This is a genomic window from Nevskia soli DSM 19509, assembly GCF_000711955.1.
In the GTDB taxonomy this organism is placed as follows: Bacteria; Pseudomonadota; Gammaproteobacteria; order Nevskiales; family Nevskiaceae; genus Nevskia; species Nevskia soli.
This window is the reverse complement of the sequence record NZ_JONR01000014.1, coordinates 101701-118398: the sequence shown is the minus strand read 5'-3', so window position 1 is coordinate 118398 and position 16698 is coordinate 101701. Positions and strand designations below refer to the sequence as shown.

The window sequence follows — 16698 nt, the reverse complement described above, 5'->3', positions numbered from 1 at the left end:
TTGCGCCAGGCAAGGCGGAGGCCGCTTGCCCATAGACTCTATGGGCAAGGCCGACAACGCAGCATGGCGCAATTTGGGGCGCAACCCTTCGGGACGGCTTCTGTTTTCGCACATCGCCGCGTCGATCGTCGCTTATGTACGTTAAGTACACTACGCTCCTCTCTCCTTGCGCTGCACGAAAACAGAAGCCGTCGCAGCGACCAAATAAGCGCTACCAGACCCCGTTATGGCAACAAAACCCAGCAAAAAACTCGATACCTTCCCCAATCCGAACCCCGGCCGCGATTTCGTCATCCGCATGCGCATGCCGGAATTCACCTGCCTGTGCCCGATGACCGGCCAGCCGGATTTCGCCACCCTGTACCTGGAGTACGTGGCGGAGAAGACCTGCGTCGAGTTGAAGTCGCTCAAGCTCTACATCTGGAGCTTCCGCAACGAGGGCGCCTTCCACGAGGCGGTGACCAACAAGATCCTCGACGACCTCGTCGCCGCCACCAAGCCGCGCTTCATGCGCCTCACCGCGGTGTGGAACGTGCGCGGCGGCATCTACACCCACGTGGTGGCCGAGCATGCCGGGCGCGGCTGGAAGACCGGCACGGTGCTGCCGCCGTCCGCCTGGCATGTCGACCCCACCGGCGCCGGCCAGACGCCCGGCGTCTGAGTCACCACATGACCTTTTCCGAATTGCTGGAATGGCAGTGGAGCCGTTACGACGGCACGCACCGCAACCGCAACCACCTGCTGATCAAGATCGTGGCGGTGCCGCTGTTCTGGATCGGGGCGGTGAACTTCGTGGTGCCGCTGGTCTTCGCCGGGCTGGTACACGCGCTCGGCGGCGCCATCCTGATGGCTGCTTCGCTATTCCTGCAGGCCAAGGGCCAGGAGATGGAAGGCACGCCGCCGCAGCCGTTCGCCGATGCGCGCGACTATGTGCGGCGGGTGCTCGCGGAGCAGTTCGTCACCTTTCCGCGCTTCGTCATCAGCGGCGGCTGGTGGCGCAATTTCAACGCGGCGGATTGATCAAGACGCGGCGTGCAGGGGATAGAACAGCACACTGAGCAGGAACATGCCGCCGTACATGCCGATCTCCAGCGTTTCGCTGAGCGGCTGGATGCGCAGTAGCGCACCCCAGATGTGCACCACCACCATCATGCAAGCGACGGCCAGCAGCGCTTGATAGGTGAACAACAACCCCACCCCGCTGAGGCCGGCGCGCAACATCAAGGCCTCGATCACCAGGATGAAAGCGCCAAGGCAACGGCCGAAGTAGATCGCAAGATCCCGCTCCTGCGGAATGCGCCAGCCGAACCAGCGGGCCCAGGTCAGCGGCACCAGAAAGATCGGCAGGGCAAAGACCAGGCTGGTGACGCAGGCCAGCACGACCAGGAAGATCTGGCTGTAGGCACTCCATAGACCAAGCATGGCGACTCCGGGAAAACGCGCGCCGGGCTAGTTTAACGCATCGGCGGAAAGAGCCGGTCGGAAATGCGGAACTGTGACGTGGCTCTCATCAAGCGCCCCCATAGGATCAAATAACCCGTTGACCGGCCAGTGCCGGACCACAACAATCCCCGTGGGGAGGCGTACTCAAAATTACGCCCACGCTTCATCATCCATAGGGAATCAAATGAAAATCAGACTCACCCCGCTGCAGTCCGGGTGCATCGCCGCCTGCTGCATGGGCCTCGCCTTCAGCGCCCACGCCGACAAGCCAGAACTGCCGGTGTTCGCCATCCACGCTTTCGCCGGCGGCAAGATCCTCAACAAGGATGACTGGGCCCCGGCCGACCAGCAGTTCGAATACGGCGGCGAAATGGATTTCCAGCCGGGCTCCTGGCCGATCGCGCTCACCGCCGGTTACTACACCGGCCACGCCAGCGGTGATCCCGGCTTCAACGACGGCGACTTCAAGAGCACCACCACCGAGATCCAGGCCGGCGTGAAGAAGTTCTGGCAGACCGGCCGCGTGGGTCGCGCCTTCGCCAGCGGCGGCATCACCTTCGCCAGCGCAAAGGGCGAGCTGCAGGGCATTTCCTCGAAGGACAACGGGGTCGGCGGGTGGATCGGCGGCGGCTACATCTTCGAGCTTGGCCGCCATTTCGACATCGGTATCGACGCCAAGTACTCCTATGCCAAGGCCACGGTGGAAGGCATCGACACCAATGCCGGCGGCATGCATGCCGGCGTGCTGGCCGGCCTGCGCTGGTAGCGATGGCTTGAAAACCCGGGCGAGGGACGGCCTTGCCCGGGTAGTCGGGAGCATCCTTACTTCTTCTTGCCCAGCTTCTGGATCACTTCGGAAGCGATCTGCTCGGACTTCCTTTCCAGGGCCCGTCGCCGTTCCGGATCGAGCTTCACCACCTTGCGACTGCGCCTGCGGCGCTGCATGAGCTTGCGCACATAGGGAATCACCCGCCAGGCGCGGTGGCCATCCATCGGGCCGATGGGCAGCAAGGCCACCATCATCAGGAACAGATTCCACAGCGTGAATACCATCAGTGCCGGACCGGCGATGAGGGCGACGACCGGATTTTCGGCGCCCTGCAGCAGGTAGCGCGCCACCAAGGCCAGCAGCAGCACCAGCAGTTGCGCGCCGACGCCGGACCAGGCGATGAGGATGTCGTCCAGCTCACTACGCGGGTACGAATGCGAGGTCTGGCCGTGCAGCCCGCTGAGCGTGATGTCCTCGACCGACAGACCGCGCCAGCGCGCCATCGCGGCATGGCCGAACTCGTGCGTCACCAGCAGCAGTGCATAAGCCACCGAGCCGACCAGGGCCCCGACCACGCTTTGCATCATCAGCCACAGCCAGGGAAAGACCAGCAGCACGGTCCAGTGCATCGAAACCGGAATGCGGAACCATCTGCCCAGGTGCCAGTAATTTTCCACCGCTTCCCCACTGCTGTCGAAGTGAGGCCTAGGCTATCAGACTCGCCGCGGCTTCAGGCCGGATAGCCGGTGATGACACGGATGCGCCGATACAGCGAACGCAGCCGCGGATACAGCTTGCTGTAGACCTCGCGGTAGAGCTGGTCGTAGACCTTATGCGCCACGGGATCGGGCACGAAGACGCGGCCGCTGCGGGTCATCGCCGCCACCGCCCGCGCGTAATCCGGGTACAGGCCCAGGCCCACCGCCAGGTTGATCGCCGCGCCCAGGGCGGAAGTCTCGTAGAGGTCAGGCCGTTCGATGGCGCTGCCGAAAATGTCGGCGGTGATCTGCATCGCCATGTCGCTTTGCGAACCGCCGCCGGCGGCGATGATGCGGCGCAAGGGATGACCGAGCTTGCGCTCGATCTGTTGGCGGCCGCCGCGCAGGCTGTAGGCCAGGCCTTCGATGATGGCACGGTACAGGTGGGCGCGCGTGTGCACGTCGCCGAAGCCGATGATGGCGCCCTTGGCTTCCGGACCCGGATCGGTCACACCGGGCGACCAGTAGGGTTGCAGGGTCAGGCCCATCGAACCCGGCGGCGCCCGCTTGAGCAGTTCGTCGAACAGGGACTCCACCGGCACGCCCAGTTCCTGCGCCTTGGCCTGCTCGCGGTGGGCAAACTCGCGCTTGAACCAGCTCACCATCCAGAAGCCGCGGTAGATCTGGATCTCGGTGTTGTAGGCGCCGGGAATCGCCGCCGGATACGCCGGCAGCAGGCGCTGCACTTCGACGTAGCGCGCTTGGGTGGTGTTGATGGTGGCGGTGGTGCCGAAGGACAGCTGCGCCACATCGGCACCGAGCGCGCCGCTGCCCAGCACCTCGCAAGCCTTGTCGGCGGCGGCGGCGATCACCGGCACGCCGGCGGGCAGGCCCAGGGCCGCGGCCGCTTCCGGCAGCAGCGTGCCGAGCTTGCCGCCCGGCGCCACCAGGCGCGGCAACTGTTCCCTGCGCACCGACAGCGCACGCCATTTGAAGTCGGAAGGCGCGGCCCAGTCCAGGCGCTTGTAGTCGAAGGGCACGAAGCCCACCTGGGCGCCGCTGGAGTCGACCCATTCCCCCACCATGCGCCGCAGCAGCCAGCCGGAGAGGAAGACGAACCTGTCGGTGGCGCGCCACAGCTCCGGCTCGTTCTGCGCCAGCCAGTTGGCCTCGGCCTCGGTCTGGAAATGCCGCATCAGGCTGCCTGCGCCGGCCACGGCAAAGGCGGCATTCCAGAACGCGCCCAGCGGCGGCAGCCGCGTCGCCTTGCGCTGGTCGAGCCAGACGATCACCGGCCGCAACGGGCGCCCCGCTTCGTCGGCGCAGACCACGGTGCTGCGCAAGGTGGTCAGCGACAGGCCGCTGATCGATTCGGGGCGCAGCTCGCCCTGTTGCCACAGCTCGCCGCAGGCCGCGGCAATGGCGTTCCAGTAGGTTTCCGCATCCTGCTCGGCCCAGCCGGGATGCGGCGAGACGTAGGGCGGATCCAGCTGCACCTGCGCCTTGGCCAGCAAGCGCCCCTGTTCGTCGAAGACGATGGCGCGCACGCTTTGCGTGCCGACGTCGATCGCCAGCAGGCGTGCGGCAGTCATACCGATCCGGGGAAGTCGATCGCGTGGCGACGCCGCCACAGATCCAGATAGCGGCTGCGCTCCTGCGCCCAGCGCACCTCGTCCCAGCCCAGTTCTTCGCGGCAGATCGCTGCCACGCCTTCGAGCACGGTCACCCCGCCTTGCGGCAGCAGCAGGCCGATGCGGGTACGGCGCAGCAGCAGGTCGTCGAGGTGCATCACCGCCTCATGGCGCGCGGCCCAGCGCAGCTCGCCCCAGACGTAGGGCGTGCCGGGGACATCCTCGCGGTCGCCGGCCCAGGCCGAGCGCGCCAGCCAGGCGACGCACTCGGGACCATGGCGGGCCTGCAGGCGACCGGGAATGGTGGGCGCCGGCGGCGCCTCGGCCAGCGGCGTCAGCACCGGTAGTTGCTTCGCCGCAAGCGTCAGTACCTGCACGGCGGTGACGCGGAAGGTGGTGAGCTTGCCGCCGGTGATGCCGATCCAGCCGGGGCTGGACCAGCTGGCGGATTCGCGCGACTCTGCGGAAGGATCGTCCTTGCCGCTGGCGACGATGGGGCGGACGCCGCAGTAGCTGGAAGTGGCATCGGCCAGGGTCAATCCGAGATCGGGGAACTGGTGGTTGAGGCCCTCCATCAGATACTGTGCTTCGTCCGCCGTCATCTCCGGCCGCGCCGGATCGCCGTCGCCGTGATCGAGATCGGTGGTGCCGAACAGGGCCACGCCTTCCCAGGGATAAACGAAGATCGGCCGGCGGTCGCGCACGTGCAGCCAGGACACCGCACGCTTCACCGGCAGCTTCGCCAGCGGGAAGATCAGGTGGCTGCCGCGCAAGGGCCGCAAGGTCGGCGCACCGCCCGGATCGCCCGGCAGACCGGTGGACCAGACCCCGGCGGCGTTGATCACCATGCCGGCCTCGATCTCGCGCCGCTCGCCGCCGATCAGGTCATGCAGGGCCACGCCGCGCACGCGGCCGTCGGCTTTGAGCACCTCGCTGACGCGCACGTAGTTCAGCGTCCGCCCGCCCGCTTCCTGTGCTTCGAAGATCAGGCGCAGCACCAGGCGCGCATCGTCGGTGCGGGCATCCTCGTAGGCCACCGCACCCATCAGGCCCTCGCGGCGCAGCTGCGGCTCCAGTTGCAGCGCCTGCGCGGCGGACAACGAGCGCGAACGCCACTGCCCACCCATGAGATCGTAGATCGCCAGGCCGATGCGCATCACCGCGCGGCCGGGCTTCATGCCCTGGTAGATCGGCATCAGGAAGGGCTGCAGCTCGACCAGGCCGCCGCGGCTGCGCAGCAGGCGATTGCGCTCGCGCACCGACTCCATGGTCAGGCGCCACTGGCCGTCCTTGAGATAGCGCAGGCCGCCGTGAACCAGCTTGGACGAGGCGCTGGAGGTGCCGGAAGCAAAATCGTTCTGCTCCACCAGCAGCACGCTGGCGCCGGCGCGCACCGCCTCGTGCAGGATACCGGCGCCGGTGATGCCGCCGCCGATCACCACCAGGTCGAAGCGCGCGGGCAGATCCGCCAGTGCCGGGCGCGGGCTCATCGCGGCAGCCGCCGTTGCGGGATGGTGAACATTCAGAGAAACAGCTTGCCCGGATTCATCATGCCCTGCGTATCGAACTCGCGCGCCATGGCGCGGATCAGGTCCATGCCGAGCGGGCCTTTCTCCGCTTCCAGGTAAGGCGCGTGGTCGATGCCGACGCCGTGCTGGTGGCTGATGGTGCCGCCGTTGGCGACGATGGCCTCGGACACGGCGCGCTTGAGCTTGACCCAGCGCGCATGGTTTTCCTCGTAGGTCGGCGCGGCGCGGAAGACGAAAGTCGAGTAGATGCTGCAACCCTGCCGGTAGACATGGGACAGGTGGGTGAAGGCATGCACCCGCTCGCCCTCGCCCTTCAGCGACTGGCGCGCGGCTTCCTCGATCGCTTCCATGGTGTTGGTCGCCTGCGGCCAGTTGATGGCGGTCTCGGCGGTGTCGGCGGCGTAGCCGGCGCGCCACAACGCATTGCGCAGGTAAGGACCGTAGAAGCGCTTCGCCGCCCAGGCCTTGCCCATGATCTTGCCGGCGTGCACGCCGCGGCACTGCTTGGCGATGGCCAGGGCCTCGCGGCGGCTGCGCAGCACGTCGCGATTGAGGCCGGTGAAGCCGATCATCAGCATCACCGGCTTGAGGCCGGAGCCGCGCAGGCGCAGGTAGCGCTTGAGCCAGGCGATGGTCTTTTCGTGGCCGGCGAGGGTCAGCTGCGTTTCGGTCTCGACCGGGTTGCTCATGCGCAGCATCGACAAGGGGATGTCGGCCTGCACCATCAGGCGCACGGCTTCCAGGCCGGTATCCCAGGTGGGAAAGAACACGGCGTGGAAGTCCTCGCGCTCGGGCAGCTTGCGCACGCGCAGGGTGGCCTCGCTGAGCAGGCCGAGACGGCCCTCGCTGCCGAGCACGCATTCGCGCAGGTCGGGGCCGGCGCTGGAAGCCGGATGGCCGCCGACGCGCAACTCGCCGCGCGGCGTCGCCAGGCGGCCTGCGGCGAACAGCTGTTCGATGCGGCCGTAGCGCAACGACTGCTGGCCGCTGGAGCGGGTCACCACCCAGCCGCCGACGGTGGAGTATTCGTAGGACTGCGGGAAATGACCGAGCAGGTAACCGCGCTGCGCCAGCTGCGCTTCCACCTGCGGCCCCGGCGTGCCGGCGCCGAAGCGGGCCAGCAAGGAGGTCTCGTCGAGATCGAGCAGGCGGTTCATGCGCTCCAGCGAGATGTTGACCACCGGGCGGTCCGAGGCGGGCACCTGCAGGTGCCCGACCACGCTGGTGCCGCCGCCGTAGGGGATGACGATCGCCCCCAGCTTCTGTGCGCTGGCCAGGGCCTGCGCCGCTTCCTCGTGGCTGCCGGGCAGCGCGACGCCGTCGGCCAGGGGGCCGAGCCTGCCGTAGCGCAATGCGATCCAGTCCGGAAAGCTCTGCCCGCGCGCGCGGCGCAGCCGCAACTCGGGCGCGGTCTCGAACGGGGTGTTGGCCGGCAGGCGCGACGCCGGTGCGGCGGCCAGCGCATCGGCCAGCGTGGCGTCACGGGTCGGCGTGGCGGCACCCACCGTCTGCAACAGGAAGGCCTGCGCGCTCTCCGTCAACGTATCGTCGCGTCCTTCCTCACCCCAGCCGTTCCAAGACCGCATTCGATGTTTGTCCGTCGTACCAGCCCATGCAGGCGGGGTGAAAGTTAGCATGCTCAAGACGGCAGCGGGTGAGGCGCGGAATCGCCGCCGCGCGGCGCCGCAAGAGCGCTGCAACCCGCCCATCCTGGCACGGCGCAGTTACAGTATCGCCATGACTGTTTCCACCTCATACCGCGGTCGTTTCGCGCCGACGCCATCCGGGCCTCTGCACCTCGGTTCGCTGCTCACGGCCCTGGCCAGCTACCTGCAGGCACGCAGCGCCGGCGGGCGCTGGCTGCTGCGCATCGACGATCTCGACGAGGGGCGCAGCCGCCCCGAACACATCGAGACGATCCTGCGGCAGCTCGAAGCGCACCAGTTGCATTGGGACGAACCGCCGCGGCTGCAATCGCGGCATGTGGATGCGTACGAAGCAGCCTGCGAACAACTGCACGACCTCGGCCTGCTCTACCCTTGCGCCTGCACACGGGCGCAACTGGTGCAGGACTCGCTCGCCGGCATCGACGGTCCGGTCTATGCCGGCACCTGTCGGGACAGCGCGCCGCTGGCGGAGCGGCTGGCCTGGCGCCTGCGCGTCTCAGCCGGCGATTTGCGCATGGACGACGCCTGGCAAGGCCCATTGCAGCGCAATCTGGAACGCGATATCGGCGACTTCGTGCTGCGCCGCGCCGATGGCCAGATCGGCTATCAGCTCGCGTGTGTGGTGGACGAGGCGGCGCAGGGCATCACCGAAGTGGTGCGCGGCGCCGACCTGATCGGTTCGAGTTTCCGCCAGCGTCATCTGCAAGGCCTTCTGGGACTGCCCACGCCGGACTACCGCCATCTGCCGGTGCTGACGGGCGCGGACGGGCGCAAGCTGAGCAAGCAGAACCATGCGCGCCCGATCGACGCACTACATGCATCGGAGAATCTGCATTACTGCCTGGAACTGCTCGGACAGGCGCCGCCTGCTGCGCTGCGCGGCGCCAGGACCGGCGAAATGCTGCGCTGGGGGCTGGAACACTGGAATGCGGCAGCGGTACCCATGGGACTGCAACATAGGGTCAGCGCTGCCTGAACGGGTGCTTTGCTGCACTGCGCTTCAGCATCTGGCATGCTTAGGGTGTTGCAGCACAGCGAAACGCATGAACGACATCCGCGTCATCAAGAAATACCCGAACCGCCGGCTCTACGACACCAACGTCAGCCGCTATATCACGCTGGAAGAAGTGCGCCAGCTGGTATTGAGCAACGTGAAGTTCCGTGTCGAGGACAAGCGCACCCGCGATGACATCACGCGCAGCATCCTGCTGCAGGTGATCTCGGAGCAGGAGGAAGGCGGCAACCCGATCTTCAGCTCGGAGTTGCTGACCCATATCATCCGGTTCTACGGCGATCCGATGCAAACCAGCATCAGCCGCTACCTGGAACTGTCGATGCAGCTGTTCATGGACCAGAACCACAACTTCGCCGAACAGCTGCGCGGCCTGCTGGGCCAGGCGCAGCACCCGGTGCAGCGCCTGAAGGACATCGCCGACCGGCAGGCGCCGATCTGGCGCTCGGTGCGCCGCGAATTCCTCAAGGGGCTGTCGCGCTCCAAGGTGATCAAACCCTTGCTGGAACGCAGCGACGAGGAAGTCTAGGGATTTCAGCTCGCGCGCCCGCTACAGGCGGGCCAGAGCTTTATGCGCACGGATGTGAACGCAGGGTGCAATGCCCTGAGACGGATGTGATTCGAGTGCGAAGTCATGATCCGGAAGCACCATGCCTTCCGACCAGCTGGCTCGCCTGCTTTCAACGCCCACACCGGCTTGGCTCACAGCCATCTGATCTTGAATGATCGTTTGATCAATTAATCAAATTTGGTTTGTGCGGCGCCACAAAAACGGTGACGAGAACGTCAAATATTGCAGCCAATCAACTTCAAGTAGTTGAATTAATTATACTTTTATAATTTCCAATTTCTTGACAGGCAAACCGGAGCCTGCTTATACTGCACTGCAACAAAATGAATGCAAGATGCGGTGTCTAGAATAATTTTTAGTTGACACCGCGGAAGTCTCCTCCAGAAAGGCCTTGCGCCTTTCTCGCACCTTGCCCCCTGAGACCAGGGGGTTTTTTTTGACTGTCGATCCCGCGCCGAGGGCTGCGGAAATCGGGGCGGCTTCTTCAGCCGCCCCGGATTGTGACCAAAACCTTGACGCAGATCAAGTCCGCGTCAGGCCTTTACTCAATTGCTGTTTTTACTCGACGACGTCGATGGCCTTCATCGACAGGCGGATGCGGCCCTGCTTGTCGATTTCCAGCACCTTCACGCGCACCGTCTCGCCTTCCTTCACCACGTCGGCCACGTTTTCGACGCGCTTGTCGGAGAGTTGCGAGATGTGCACCAGGCCGTCCTTGCCGGGCAGGATGGTGACGAAGGCGCCGAAATCCATCAGCTTGGCAACCTTGCCCTCGTAGACCTCGCCGACCTGCACGTCGCGCGTCAGCGCTTCGATGCGGGCGATGGCGGCCTTGGCGGCGTCGCCGTCGACAGCGGCGATCTTGATGGTGCCGTCGTCGTCGATGTCGATGCTGGTGCCGGTCTCTTCGGTGATGGAGCGGATGGTGACGCCGCCCTTGCCGATGACGTCACGGATCTTGTCCGGGTGGATCTTGATGGTGGTGATGCGCGGCGCAAACTCGGACATCTCGGCGCGCGGCTTGTCGATGGTCTTCACCATCGCCTCGAGGATGTGCAGGCGGCCGGCCAGGGCCTGGTCCAGCGCCACCTTCATGATCTCGCCGGTGATGCCGGTGATCTTGATGTCCATCTGCAGCGCGGTAACGCCGTTGGTGGTGCCGGTGACCTTGAAATCCATGTCGCCGAGGTGATCCTCGTCGCCCAGGATGTCGGTCAGCACCGCCCAGCGGTCGCCTTCCTTGATCAGGCCCATCGCCACGCCGGCAACCGGCGCCTTGATCGGCACGCCCGCGTCCATCAGCGCCAGGCTGGCGGCGCAGGTGCTGGCCATCGAGCTGGAGCCGTTGGACTCGGTGACTTCGGCGACGACGCGCACGACGTAGGGGAATTCCTTGTCCAGATCCGGCATCACGGCGGCGACGCCGCGCTTGGCCAGGCGGCCGTGGCCGATTTCGCGGCGCTTCGGCGCGTTGAGGCGGCCGGTTTCACCGACGCAGTACGGGGGGAAGTTGTAGTGCAGCATGAACATGTCGCGCCACTCGCCCTCGACGCTGTCGATCAGCTGCGCGTCCTTGCCGGTGCCCAGGGTGGTCACGGCCAGCACCTGGGTCTCGCCGCGGGTGAACAGGGCGGAACCGTGGGTGCGCGGCAGGATGCCGACGCCCATGGTCAGCGGACGCACGGTCTTCAGGTCGCGGCCGTCGATGCGGGGCTTGCCGTCGAGGATGCGGTTGCGGACGACGCGGGATTCCAGCTCGCCGAACGCGTCCTTGACCTTGCCGGCGGAGAACTTCGGCGCGTCGCCGGAGCACAGGGCGGCGTTGATCGTGGTGCGGATGGCGGCCAGCTTCTCGTAACGCTGCTGCTTGTCGGCGATGGCGTAGGCTTCGGTGACGGCGCCTTCATGCGCATTGATGGCGCTGGTCAGCTCCTGCGCGGCGGCGGACGGCTGCCAGTCCCACTTGGCCTTGCCGGCTTCGGCGACCAGTTCGTTGATGGAGTTGATGGCGGCCTGCATCTGCTCGTGGCCGAACAGCACGGCGCCGAGCATCACGGCCTCGGACAGCTGCTTGGCTTCGGACTCCACCATCAGCACCGCATCCTTGGTGCCGGCGACGACCAGGTCCAGCTCGGAGGTGGTCAGCTGGGTGGCGCTGGGGTTGAGGATGTACTGGCCATCCTGGTAACCGACGCGGGCGGCGCCGATCGGGCCGGCGAAGGGCACGCCGGCCAGGGCCATGGCGGCGGAGGCGCCGATCATGGCGGGGATGTCGCCGTTGACTTCCGGGTTGAGCGACAGCACCGTCGCCACCACCTGGATTTCGTTGAAGAAGCCTTCCGGGAACAGCGGGCGCAGCGGACGGTCGATCAGGCGCGAGGTCAGCGTTTCCTTCTCGGTCGGACGCCCTTCACGCTTGAAGAAGCCGCCGGGGATGCGGCCGCCGGCATAGGTGCGCTCCATGTAATCGACGGTCAGCGGGAAGAAATCCTGGCCTTCCTTCGCTTCCTTCTTGGCCACCACGGTGACCATGACCACGGTCTGGGCGACGGTGACGATAACGGCGGCGGTGGCCTGGCGCGCGATGGCGCCGGTTTCCAGGGTGACGCTATGGGCGCCGTACTGGAAGGTTTTTTTGATGGGCGTGACGGGATAGACCATGGCTGGCTCGATTAATTTTGCAGGCGGTGAAACGGAAGAAGCCGCGCCCGAGGGGAACGCGGCTTGGCGTGGCTTAGCGGCGCAGACCGAGGTCGGCGATCAGCTTGGCATAACGGCTCTGGTCTTCCTGCTTCAGGTAATCGAGCAGCTTGCGGCGCTGGTTGACCATCTTCAGCAGACCGCGGCGCGAATGGTGATCCTTCTTGTTCGCTTCGAAATGACCGCCGAGGCTGGTGATGCGCTCGGACAGCAGGGCCACCTGGACTTCCGGCGAACCCGTATCACCCTTGGCACGCTGGTATTTGGCAACCACCGCACTCTTTTGATCAATGGACAACGGCATCACATGCTCCGAAATTTGGACTTGAATTCGTCTGATGAATTTGACATTTTAGCGGGGATTGCCCCGCCCCACAACACATTCGCTCTATTTATGGGCGCTGTTTCAGGGCTTTAGCCTGAATTTGCCCTGTTTTCCGGCCGATTCATCCAGCGGCGGGGTACCAGGTGGCCGGCGCCGTCGCTTTCGGCGATCCCCAGCAGGCGCTGCCGCTGGTCGAAAACCGCGGTCAGGCCGGCAGCTCCCGCGTCCGCCATCAGCAAGGTCTGCCCGCGGCTCAGGCGGTGCGCCAGGGTATCGTCCACCGTCAGTTGCGGCCAGTCCCGCAGCGCCGTGCCCGGGGGCAGCAGCAGGCTGTCGCGCGCCTCGCCCGGTTCGGTCCGCTCCACCTGTTCCAGGCTGACCATGGCGCCGGCGTCGAACGGCGCGAGGCCGGTGCGGCGCAGGGCGGCCAGGTGGGCCTGCTGCCCCACCGCCGCGGCCCAGTCCTCGGCCAGGGTGCGGATATAGGTACCCTTGGAACAAGACACCTCGAATTCGAAATGCAGGCCGTCGAAGGCCAGCACGCGCAGCTCGTGGATCCGCACCTGGCGCGGCGCGCGCTCGATCTCGATGCCGGCGCGGGCCAGTGTATAGAGCGGCAGGCCGTCGCGCTTGATGGCGGAATACATCGGCGGCACCTGGTCGATGGTGCCGAGGAATTGCGGGATCGCCGCTTCCAGCTGCTCGCGGCTCAGGCTGGAGGGGTCGGAAGTCGCGACCTGCTGGCCTTCGCCGTCGCCGGTGCTGGTGCGCACGCCCAGGCGCACCCGCGCCTGGTAGCGCTTGTCGGCATCGAGCAGGTAGGCGCTGAGCTTGGTCGCCTCGCCCAGGCAGATCGGCAGCAGGCCGGTGGCCAGCGGGTCGAGGCTGCCGGTGTGGCCGGCCTTCTCGGCGTTGTACAGGTGCTTGGCGTTCTGCAGCGCCGCGTTGGACGTCAAGCCCAGGGGCTTGTCGAGCAGGAGGATGCCGTCGACGCTGCGGCGCCGCGACCTGGAGCTTGTCCGTGAGTAAATCGTGCCTGCGACGGAGGTCATTTTTGCGCAGCGCTAGTCGGATGGGGCGCAGCATGGTGATTCCATGCAAGCACCGGCCGACGTAGCGATGCGCAAAAATGGCCCCGTCCCTCCGGGTTGCGCCCGAAATCGCGCCATGCTGCGTTGTCAGGCCTGGACCATGGATTGACCATGGTCCAGGCCCTCCGCCTTGCCTGCCGCGATTTCGGGCGGCAACGCAGGCGCGATTTACTCACGGACAAGCTCCTACCCTTCGCCATCTTCAGGGGGTGCGATTTTCTTCTTTGGAACCACCGCCGCACTCGGCGCGACCGGGTGCGCGAGGTCGCGCGCGGTGGCTTCACGGATCATGCTGCCGATGCGGTCGCCCTCGCGCAGCGCCTCGTCGGCGAAGAAACGCAGCATCGGCACGTAACGCAGCTTCAGCGACTTGCCGATGGCCCGGCGCAGCAGCGAAGCCGCGCCGTTGAGGGCCTTGGCCGCAGCCTTGAGCTCGGCATCGCTGCCGAGCTGGCTGATCGAGATGCGCGCATTGCGCATGTCCGGCGAGACGCTGACCTGGGTGACCGTGACCAGCGCCACCCGCGGGTCGGTGAGCTGTTCGCGAATCAGCGAACTCAACTCGCGCTGCAATTGCGCGTTGATCCGCAGCGTTCGCGAAAACTCCCTCGGCATCAGGCTTCCGCGCCAACCGTGCGACGCACTTCAATACGCTCGTAGCACTCGATCTGGTCGCCCGGCTTGACGTCGTTGTAGTTCTTCACGCCGATGCCGCACTCGGTGCCGACCACGACCTTGGACACGTCGTCCTTGTGGCGGCGCAGCGATTCCAGCTCGCCTTCGTAGATCACCGTATTGCTGCGCAATACGCGGATCGGCAGGCCGCGGCGGACTTCGCCTTCCATGACCAGGCAGCCGGCGATGGCGCCGAACTTGGAGGAGCGGAACACGTCGCGCACCTGGGCGGTGCCGACGATCTGCTCGCGCGTCTCGGTGCCGAGCAGGCCGCCGATGGCATCCGAGACGTCGTTGATGACGTCGTAGATGATGCTGTAGTAGCGCACGTCCACACCGGTGTCCTGGATGCGGCGGCGCGCCACGCTGTCGGCACGGACGTTGAAGCCGATGATGATGGCGCGCGAAGCCAGCGCCAGCTCGATGTCGGACTCGCTGATGCCGCCGACGCCGCTGGACACGACATTGACCTTGACCTCGGCGCTGGGCAGCTTGCGCAGCGATTCGGTCAGCGCCTCGGCGCTGCCCTGCACGTCCGCCTTGACCATCAGGTTGAGCGACTTCTGCTCGCCGGCCTCGCCCATGCGGGCGAACACCTGGTCCATGCGCACGGCCTGGGTCTGCGCCAGCTTGGCTTCACGCTGCTTGACCTCGCGCAGCAGGGCCAGTTCACGGGCCTTGCGTTCGTCGGAGACGACCACCACATCGTCGCCGGCATCCGGCGCGCCGGACAAGCCGAGCACCGCCACCGGGATCGAGGGACCGACTTCCTTCACCGGCTGGCCGGCTTCGTCGAACATTGCGCGGACACGGCCGAAATACGGGCCGGTCAGGATGACGTCGCCCTGGCGCAGGGTGCCGGAGCGGACCAGCACCGTCGCCACCGGACCGCGTCCCTTCTCCAGCGAGGACTCGACCACGGTGCCGCGCGCGGGTCCGTCCAGCGGGGCCTTCAGTTCCAGCACTTCGGCCTGCAGCAGGATGGCGTCGAGCAGCTTGTCGATGCCTTCGCCGGTGACCGAGGAGACGCCGATGAACTGGGTGTCGCCGCCCCATTCCTCGGAAATCACCTGTTCGGCAGACAGTTCGGTGCGGACGCGGTCGAGATCGGCTTCGTGCTTGTCGATCTTGGTGATGGCGACCACCATCGGCGCCTTGGCGGCGCGCGCATGCTGGATCGCTTCCTTGGTCTGCGGCATCACGCCGTCATCGGCGGCCACCACCAGCACCACGATGTCGGTGATCTGCGCGCCGCGGGCGCGCATGCGCGTGAACGCGGCATGGCCCGGGGTGTCGAGGAAGGTGATGACGCCCTTGTCGGTGGTGACGTGGTAGGCGCCGATGTGCTGCGTGATGCCGCCCGCCTCGCCCGCGGCAACGCGGGTCTTGCGGATGTAATCGAGCAGCGAGGTCTTGCCATGATCGACGTGGCCCATGATGGTGACCACCGGCGGACGCGCTTCCGTCGCCAGGCTCTTGTCGCCGGCGGTGGCGGCCTGCTCCAGCGCCTCTTCGGCGTCGGTGGCCTTGACCATCTTGGCCTTGTGGCCCAGCTCTTCCACCATGATCGCCGCCGTGTCCTGGTCGATGATCTGGTTGATGGTGGCGAACACGCCGCTCTTCATCATCGCCTTGATCAGGTCGGTGGCCTTCACCGCCATGCGGTTGGCCAGCTCGCCCACGGTGATCGCTTCCGGCACTTCCACCTCGCGCACCACCGGTGCGGTCGGCTTCTCGAACATGTGCAGGTTGTCGACGCGGATCTGCCCGGTCGGCTTCTTCGATTTCTTTTCGCGACGGTTGCCGCCCTTGCCGGCGGCAAGGTGCAGCTCGTTGCGGTGATGCGAACCGCCGCGGTCACGCTCCGGCTTGAGCGCCGGCGGCTGCGACGGCGTCGACGCGGCGGGCGGCGGCGTCACGATGATCGGCACTTCGGTGGCGCGGCGCAGGTTCTCGGCGGCGCGGCGGCGCGCCGACTCGGCTTCCATGCGGGCACGGTAGATCGGATCGCTCTTGAAACGCTCCGCATCCTCGGCGGCCTTGCGCGCCACTTCCTCGGCGGCGGCGGCGGCGCGGGCCTGTTCCTCGGCCAGCAGCTGGTGTTCCTGCAACTCGCGGTGGCGCTTGGCTTCCAATTCGGCGGCCGCGCGGGCCTCGGCCTCGCGCTGCAATTGGGCCTGGGCCTCGGCGGCTTCAGCCGCTGCGGCTGCGGCCGCTTCGGAAACCGCGTCGGTCGGCGCCGGGGCGGAAGGCTCCTGCACCATGTCGTTCTTGACATAGGTACGGCGCTTGCGCACTTCGATGCTGACCGTCTTGGCGGCCGCGCCGCGGGCGCCGCCGAGCTTGAGCTCGGTGGTTTCCTTGCGCTTGAGCATGATGCGCCCGGCGCCGCCGGCACCCAGGGTGGTGCCACGGGTGGTCTTCTGCAGATGGCTCAGCAGCGCCAGCTTGTCCGCCGGACTGATCGGCGACTTTTCGTTGTCCACGGCTACGCCAGCTTCTTTCAGCTGGGCCAACATCTCGGGCACCGGCTTGTGCAGCTCGGTGGCGAGGTCGGATACGGTGAGGGTGCTCATTCTGTCTCCGG

The 16698-nt window shown here is 66.4% G+C and carries 15 protein-coding genes; 5 read left to right on the top strand and 10 right to left on the bottom strand.

What is annotated here, in order from left to right:
* The first annotated feature begins 226 nt into the window (after positions 1–226).
* Positions 227–661: a preQ(1) synthase gene (gene queF, locus BP26_RS0108600; RefSeq protein WP_029920168.1), complete on the top strand. Its 435-nt coding sequence runs from the start codon at positions 227–229 to the stop codon at positions 659–661.
* Positions 662–669: 8 nt separating this feature from the next.
* Positions 670–1020, top strand: a complete 351-nt coding sequence (locus BP26_RS0108595; protein WP_029920167.1) for a hypothetical protein — start codon at positions 670–672, stop codon at positions 1018–1020.
* On the opposite strand, the gene BP26_RS0108590 is transcribed toward BP26_RS0108595, so the two are convergent.
* A complete protein-coding gene (locus BP26_RS0108590) occupies positions 1021–1422 on the bottom strand; it encodes a hypothetical protein (RefSeq protein WP_029920166.1) in 402 nt (133 codons plus the stop codon). It abuts the gene before it with no gap.
* A gap of 205 nt (positions 1423–1627) precedes the next feature.
* Here BP26_RS0108590 and BP26_RS0108585 point away from each other — a divergent pair, with 205 nt between their 5' ends.
* Positions 1628–2209 carry an outer membrane beta-barrel protein gene (locus BP26_RS0108585; RefSeq protein WP_029920165.1) on the top strand — a complete coding sequence of 194 codons (582 nt, stop codon included), beginning with the start codon at positions 1628–1630 and terminating at the stop codon, positions 2207–2209.
* A 56-nt stretch (positions 2210–2265) separates the two neighbouring features.
* On the opposite strand, the gene BP26_RS0108580 is transcribed toward BP26_RS0108585, so the two are convergent.
* Genes BP26_RS0108580 through BP26_RS0108565 form a run of 4 tightly spaced genes read right to left on the bottom strand, consistent with a single transcriptional unit; the run spans position 2266 to position 7656 of the window.
* Positions 2266–2889: a zinc metalloprotease gene (locus BP26_RS0108580; protein WP_029920164.1), complete on the bottom strand. Its 624-nt coding sequence runs from the start codon at positions 2887–2889 to the stop codon at positions 2266–2268.
* A gap of 53 nt (positions 2890–2942) precedes the next feature.
* Positions 2943–4502, bottom strand: coding sequence for an FGGY-family carbohydrate kinase (locus BP26_RS0108575; protein ID WP_029920163.1), 1560 nt, complete (start codon positions 4500–4502; stop codon positions 2943–2945).
* Positions 4499–6031, bottom strand: a complete 1533-nt coding sequence (locus tag BP26_RS0108570) for a glycerol-3-phosphate dehydrogenase/oxidase (protein ID WP_029920162.1) — start codon at positions 6029–6031, stop codon at positions 4499–4501. The genes BP26_RS0108575 and BP26_RS0108570 overlap by 4 nt, the downstream gene beginning before the upstream one ends.
* A gap of 32 nt (positions 6032–6063) precedes the next feature.
* Positions 6064–7656, bottom strand: coding sequence for an FAD-binding oxidoreductase (locus tag BP26_RS0108565; RefSeq protein WP_029920161.1), 1593 nt, complete (start codon positions 7654–7656; stop codon positions 6064–6066).
* Positions 7657–7705: 49 nt separating this feature from the next.
* On the opposite strand from BP26_RS0108565, the gene gluQRS reads away from it, so the two are divergent.
* Together gluQRS and phaR are read left to right on the top strand one after the other, a co-directional pair.
* A complete protein-coding gene (gene gluQRS, locus BP26_RS0108560) occupies positions 7706–8713 on the top strand; it encodes a tRNA glutamyl-Q(34) synthetase GluQRS (RefSeq protein ID WP_157572425.1) in 1008 nt (335 codons plus the stop codon).
* 67 nt (positions 8714–8780) lie between these two features.
* Positions 8781–9278 carry a polyhydroxyalkanoate synthesis repressor PhaR gene (phaR, locus tag BP26_RS0108555; protein WP_029920159.1) on the top strand — a complete coding sequence of 166 codons (498 nt, stop codon included), beginning with the start codon at positions 8781–8783 and terminating at the stop codon, positions 9276–9278.
* 600 nt (positions 9279–9878) lie between these two features.
* Here the strand turns inward: phaR and pnp are convergent.
* The 5 genes from pnp to infB form a co-directional block, all read right to left on the bottom strand.
* Positions 9879–11981: a polyribonucleotide nucleotidyltransferase gene (pnp, locus tag BP26_RS0108550; RefSeq protein ID WP_029920158.1), complete on the bottom strand. Its 2103-nt coding sequence runs from the start codon at positions 11979–11981 to the stop codon at positions 9879–9881.
* Between the two features lie 73 nt (positions 11982–12054).
* Positions 12055–12324, bottom strand: coding sequence for a 30S ribosomal protein S15 (rpsO, locus tag BP26_RS0108545; protein WP_029920157.1), 270 nt, complete (start codon positions 12322–12324; stop codon positions 12055–12057).
* Positions 12325–12434: 110 nt separating this feature from the next.
* Positions 12435–13397, bottom strand: coding sequence for a tRNA pseudouridine(55) synthase TruB (gene truB, locus BP26_RS0108540; RefSeq protein WP_051748683.1), 963 nt, complete (start codon positions 13395–13397; stop codon positions 12435–12437).
* 225 nt (positions 13398–13622) lie between these two features.
* A complete protein-coding gene (rbfA, locus tag BP26_RS0108535; RefSeq protein WP_084182921.1) occupies positions 13623–14051 on the bottom strand; it encodes a 30S ribosome-binding factor RbfA in 429 nt (142 codons plus the stop codon).
* On the bottom strand, positions 14051–16687 hold the full coding sequence (gene infB, locus BP26_RS0108530; protein WP_029920154.1) for a translation initiation factor IF-2: 2637 nt from the start codon (positions 16685–16687) through the stop codon (positions 14051–14053). Before infB ends, rbfA begins: the two co-directional genes overlap by 1 nt.
* Positions 16688–16698 lie beyond the last annotated feature (11 nt).